Annotated in this window: 3 protein-coding genes; 2 read left to right on the top strand and 1 reads right to left on the bottom strand. The window is 68.2% G+C overall.

The window, feature by feature from the left end:
* Positions 1 to 1,525 (top strand): DUF6537 domain-containing protein (locus VMJ11_RS09355; RefSeq protein ID WP_325619134.1); only part of this gene is annotated, 1,525 nt, incomplete at its 5' end.
* A gap of 124 nt (positions 1,526 to 1,649) precedes the next feature.
* On the opposite strand, the gene VMJ11_RS09360 is transcribed toward VMJ11_RS09355, so the two are convergent.
* Positions 1,650 to 2,927, bottom strand: a complete 1,278-nt coding sequence (locus VMJ11_RS09360) for an EAL domain-containing protein (protein WP_325619135.1) — start codon at positions 2,925 to 2,927, stop codon at positions 1,650 to 1,652.
* Positions 2,928 to 3,505: 578 nt separating this feature from the next.
* Here VMJ11_RS09360 and VMJ11_RS09365 point away from each other — a divergent pair.
* Positions 3,506 to 4,608 (top strand): Na+/H+ antiporter (locus VMJ11_RS09365; protein ID WP_325619136.1); only part of this gene is annotated, 1,103 nt, incomplete at its 3' end.

The raw sequence follows: 4,608 nt of genomic DNA on the forward strand, positions 1-4,608 counted from the left end.
CGAAGGCGGCAAGCTCAAGAAGGCCGCCGGCGCCGCATTCGACCCGCAGGCGCTCGCCGCGCGCGTGAGCGCGCTGCCCATGCCGGCCACGCAACTCGACAACGCGCCGTACGACATCCTCGTGACCGGCGTGGGCGGCACCGGTGTGGTGACCGTGGGCGCGCTCATCAGCATGGCCGCGCATCTTGAAGGCAAGAGCGCTTCGGTGCTGGACTTCATGGGCTTTGCGCAAAAGGGCGGCTCGGTGCTCTCGTTCGTGCGCTTTGCCGCGACCGATGCGCTGCTCAACCAGGTGCGCATCGACACGCAACAGGCCGACCTGCTGCTCGCCTGCGACATGGTGGTCGGCGCAGGCGCCGACGCACTGCAGACGGTGCGCCACGACCGCACGCGCATCGTCGTGAACACGCACGAGATTCCGAATGCGTCGTTCGTGCAGAACCCCGAAGCCAACCTGCACGCCGACGCACTGCTCGCGAAGATGCGGCATGCGGCAACGGGTGGCGCGCTGCCGGCGCAAGATCCGCTCGCCACGTGCGATGCGCAGGCGCTCGCGCAGCGCTATCTCGGCGACACGATCGGCGCGAACATCGTGATGCTCGGCTTTGCGTGGCAACTCGGCCTCGTGCCGGTTTCGCTCGCGGCGCTCACGCGCGCGATCGAGCTGAACAACGTGGCCGTGCAGGCGAACCTGTTCGCGTTCTCGATCGGCCGCATGGCCGCCGCCGATCCGGCCGCGCTCGAAGCGCTCGACGCGCAACGCGCAGCCGCCGCGAAGGCCACGGCGCGCAAGCTCACGCAAACGCTCGACGAGCTGATCGCGGACCGCGAAGCGCGTCTGCTCGCTTACGGCGGCGCGAGCTACGTGAAGCGCTACCGTGCGCTCGTCGACGCCGCGCGCGCAGCAGACAAGAGTGCGGAACAAGCGCTCGCACGCGCCGTCGCGACCACGTTCTATCGCCTGCTCGCCGTGAAGGACGAGTACGAAGTCGCGCGCCTGCACGCCGATCCGGCGTTCCGCGCCGCGCTCGAAACGCAGTTCGAAGGCAAAGCGGGCAGCGACTTCACCGTGAAGTTCAACCTCGCGCCCCCGCTCATCGCCCATGCGAAGAACGGCCAGCAGCCGCGCAAGATGCAGTTCGGCCAGTGGCTCTGGGGCGCGCTCGCAGTGCTTTCGAAGGGGCGTGGCCTGCGCGGCACGTGGCTCGATCCGTTCGGCAAGACGCTCGAGCGCCGCATGGAACGCGCACTCGCCGACGACTACGAGGCGACGCTGCGCGGCGCGCTCGCAAACGTGACCGCGCAAAGCACGGCCGAGCTCGCGAAGTTCGCGAGCCTGCATCAGCGTGTGCGTGGCTATGGCCACGTCAAGCTCGCGAATCTCGCCGCGGTCAAGCGCAGCGAGCGCGAACTCGGCGCGCGGCTGAACATCGACGTGAAGACGAGCACCGCGGTCAACGAGGCGCTCGCCTCGTTCAAGGGTGCGGGCGCGTTGCGCGGCATTCCGGTGGTGGTCGCGAAGTAAGTTCGCGGTTTGCGGCTACGCTCGTGAAAACGGCGCAGGTGCCTGGCACCTGCGCCGTTTCATCATGCGCGCGTGAAGCTTGAATTGAAGGCTTGAATTGTCGCCCTGAAGGCCGCCTGGCGCTTCAGGCCAGCTCTTGCGCCAGCCAGTCCACATCCCCGCACAGCACGCACAGCCGCTCGCCCACCTGCACCGCCATCGAGAGCGTCACGCACGGCAGCGCCTCGTTGATCGACAGATAGGGCCCCGTCACATGCACGCGCCCCGGCGTGACGAGCGCCGCGCGGAAGTACGGCCGGCGCAGCCAGCTCGCGCCCTGCGCATCTTCCAGCGGCAGAAAGCGCGCATCGCGCTCGGCGCGGTCGACGCGCAGCACGACGTTGCGGCCCGCCTGCCTGCCGTTGGAATCGAGCAGGTAGCAGCGCGCCGCGTAATCGAGCCCGAGGAAGTTCCAGCACACCTCTTCGAGCGGCTCGCCGCCCGCAAGCCGCTCGGCCGCGCGCTCGAACGCGCGGAGATAAGGCGTGAGGCGGCTGGTCGCGCCGCGCTCACGCATTTCGGTTTGCTGACGAAATCGCTCCGTCGCCTCGGCGATCACGCCCTGCACGTGCGCCGCGTCGGTGAGTCCCGGCGAGGGCCGCGCAAAGAAGAAGCCCTGCACGAAATCGGCGTTGCAGGCGAGCGCGAGCTGCGCCTCCTGTTCCGTCTCCACGCCCTCGATCAGCACGAGCTTGCCCGCGTCGTGCAGCAGCGCCACCAGCGCGGGCAGCGTCGCGGCCATGTCGGCGCGATGCTGCGCGTGCATCAGCATGATGCGGTCGAGCTTCACGATGTCGGGATTGAGCCGCCACACGCGGCCGATATCGACGTTGCCCGCGCCGAAGTCGTCTAGCGCGACGAGAAAGCCGCGCTCGCGAAACGACTCCACGGCCTGCGCGAGCGCGTCGAGATCGACGCCCTCCTCTTCGAGCACTTCGAGCACGACGCGGCGCGGCGCGATATTCAGGCGCCGCAGGTTCGCGAGCAGCGCCGCCGCGTGATAGGACTCCATCAGCGTGCCCGGATGCACGTTCAGAAAGAGCCACTCGCGCTCAGCGCCCAGCAGTGCGAAGTTCTCCAGATGCAGCCCCTGGGCGAGCCGGTCCACCTGCAGCGCCTCGCCCACGCGCGCGGCTTCGCCGAACACGTCGAGCGGCGAGACCGGACGATCGAGCGGATCGTGCGCGCGCAGCAACCCTTCATAGCCCACCGCACGCATGTGCGAGAGGCTGAACACGGGCTGGAACACGCTCGTGAGCGTGAGGTCGCGATGGCGCGCGCTGTAGCGCTGCAGCCCCGAGGTGACGCTGAGATCGAAGCCGTGAGGTGCCACGGCCGCTTTATCGTGTTGCTCTGTGATCATGCCATCCTCTAGCGCGTAGGAACGACGCTGCAATCCGCCCGACCTTCGCACGACCTGCGCGCTCGCCCATTGCCTGATTCCGTTGCGTCACAGGCGAGATCAAGCAAGGTCCGTGCTCGCTCACGCCGCGATCCGGCACGCATCGAAATTGCATTCACGCCGCTCGCGTGCGCCGCGACAGGGCACGCGGTGCACCGCCCGAGGCATCGCACCGTCTCCTGCCATGCACCGATATCGTGCGCCTTTCTCCGCGCGTTTGCCTCGGTCGTGGTGCAGCCAGCCGGTCCGATTACGGCAATCGCCGTCATCGGGGCCTGCTGCCGCAGGCAAATGCGGGCCAAATCGCAAGCGGCTTCGTGGTGCATCCCGCGCGGCGCGCTTCGCGACGGCATACGGTCTCGACGGGCTAAACTGTCCCTCGACAGGCGCGCCCTGCAGGCGCACCAGAACGCAATATCCCGCCGCGCGTGAAGGGAGGCACGGCAACCTGTTTCGCCCGGTTCGCCTCGCGTTCGCGCCGCGCTTCGTCCCCGATCCGCCGCGACCCGCCCCCCGCTTCGTGGCCACCAAGCCTTTCGATGGAAATCTTCTTCACCGTTCTCATTCTGCTCCTCGCCGTCGCCGTTTCTGGCATCGTCACGCGCGTCTTGCCCATCAGGCTGCCCTTGCCGCTCGTGCAGATCGGCATTGGCGCGCTGCTCACCTTCCCGCTCGTGAATCCGCACGTCACGTTCGATCCCGACATCTTCATGGCGCTGTTCATCCCGCCGCTGCTGTTCGCCGACGGCTTTCGCATTCCCAAGCGCGAGTTCTTCATGCAGCGCCGCTCGATCCTCATGCTCGCGCTCGGCCTCGTGCTGTTCACGGTTCTCGCCGTCGGCTATTTCGTGCACTGGCTCGTGCCGCAAGTCTCGCTGCCCGTGGCCTTCGCGCTCGCCGCCGTGCTCTCGCCCACCGACGCCGTCGCGCTCTCCGCCATCGCCGGCAAGGACAGGATTCCCGCGCAGCTCATGCACATCCTCGAAGGCGAGGCACTGATGAACGACGCGTCGGGCCTCGTCGCGCTCAAGTTCGCCGTGGCCGCCGCGCTCACGGGCTACTTCTCGCTGCGCGCGGCCACGCTCAGCTTCTTCGTGATCGCGGCGGGCGGTCTCGTCGTGGGCGCGGCGATCGGCTGGATCTTCAGCTTCGTCTCGGCGCGCTTTCTGAACGTGAATGCGGAAGGCGACCCCGCGCCCGGCGTCGTGATGACCTTGCTGATTCCGTTCGCGTCGTATCTCTTCGCGGAGCATCTCGAGGTCTCAGGCGTGCTCGCCGCCGTGGCCTCGGGGATGATGATGAACTACACGAGCGTCGCGCACATGGGCCCCGTGTCCGCGCGCGTGCGCGCGACGAGCACCTGGTCGATGATCGAGTTCGTCTTCAACGGCATGGTGTTCACGCTGCTCGGCCTGCAGTTTCCCGGCATTCTCGGCAAGGCGCTGCTCGACGCCCACCACACGAGCAACGTGCAGATGCTGCGCCTCATCGGCTATGTCGGCGCGGTGCTCGCGGCGCTCTACGCGATGCGCTTCGGCTGGGTGTGGCTGCTGCGCTGGGTGGCGAGCCGCGGCGCCGCGCGTCACGGCATGGCGAACGCGGTGCCCGGCCTGCGCACCGTGGCGATCACGACGGTGGCGGG

Source organism: Paraburkholderia sp. (assembly GCF_035501035.1).
Taxonomy (GTDB): domain Bacteria; phylum Pseudomonadota; class Gammaproteobacteria; order Burkholderiales; family Burkholderiaceae; genus Paraburkholderia.

Coding starts and splice junctions, on each gene's coding strand:
- VMJ11_RS09360 (WP_325619135.1), bottom strand. CDS start 2,927: ATGATCACAGAGCAACACGATAAAGCGGCCGTGGCACCTCACGGCTTC.